1 protein-coding gene and 1 pseudogene are annotated in these 997 nt (G+C 79.6%); one reads left to right on the top strand and one right to left on the bottom strand.

Annotated elements, in window-relative coordinates:
* Positions 1 to 826 (top strand): ROK family protein (locus tag EAO71_RS35175; RefSeq protein ID WP_147981889.1); only part of this gene is annotated, 826 nt, incomplete at its 5' end.
* A 2-nt stretch (positions 827 to 828) separates the two neighbouring features.
* Here EAO71_RS35175 and EAO71_RS35170 read toward each other — a convergent pair.
* A pseudogene (locus EAO71_RS35170) lies at positions 829 to 997 on the bottom strand (ROK family protein); the annotation flags it as partial.

Here is a 997-nt window from a genome sequence, read left to right as displayed (position 1 = left end):
AGCGGAACTCGCGCCGGGGGAGGGAGTCGCGCCGGGGGAGGGAGTCGCACCGGCACCGGCACCGGCACCGGGCGGCGGGCCCGGCCCCGTGTCGGACGGCGGCGCCGGCACGGGTGCCGCACCGGCCGCGGGCGCCGCCCGCGACACCGACACCGACCCCGACGCCCCCTCCGGCGCCCGGGCCGAGGGCGGTCGGTCCGTCGTGCTGGGCGTGGGGGTCGCCATGCCCGGTCCGCTCGATCACCCGGCCGGTGCCCCGGGCCGGATCACCGGCCATCCCGAGTGGGACGGCTTCCCCGTCCGCGACGTCCTGGCCCGCGAGCTCGGGCGGACCGTCGTCCTCGACAAGGACACGAACGCCGCCGCGCTCGGGCTCGCCCTGCGGTCGCCCACGGCGGACTCGTTCGCGTACGTCCATCTCGGTACCGGTCTCGGCGCCGGGCTCGTGCTGGACGGCAGGCTGCTGCGGGGGGCCAGGACGGGGGCCGGCGAGCTGGGGCACCAGACGGTGCAGCTCGACGGCCCCCCGTGCGGCTGCGGCGGGCGCGGCTGTCTGGAGGTCCTGTGCCTGGCGGCCGTCGCCCGCGGCGACCTCGCCGAGGCGGCCCGGGTCCTGGGCACCGGCGCCGCCGGCCTCGTCCGGCTCCTCGACATCGACCGCGTCCTGCTGGGCGGACGGGCCGTCCTCGCCGCCCCCGGCACGTTCGAGCGCGGGACCCGCGCGGTCCTCGCGGAACTGGGCCTGCCCACCGAGGTCGCCGTCACCCCGTACGCCGTCGCCGAGGGCGCCGCCCAGCTGGTCCTGGCTCCGGTCTTCGGCAAGTAGCCCCCGCGGGCGACGGCCGCCAGGCACAGGACCTCCAGACAGCCGCGCCCGCCGCAGCCGCACGGGGGGCCGTCGAGCTGCACCGTCTGGTGCCCCAGCTCGCCGGCCCCCGTCCTGGCCCCCCGCAGCAGCCTGCCGTCCAGCACGAGCCCGGCGCCGAGACCGGTACCG

The organism is Streptomyces sp. MS191 (genome assembly GCF_008042125.1).
GTDB lineage: Bacteria > Actinomycetota > Actinomycetes > Streptomycetales > Streptomycetaceae > Streptomyces.
Note: the sequence above shows the minus strand (reverse complement) of the source record. Positions and strands in the feature narration are given on the sequence as shown.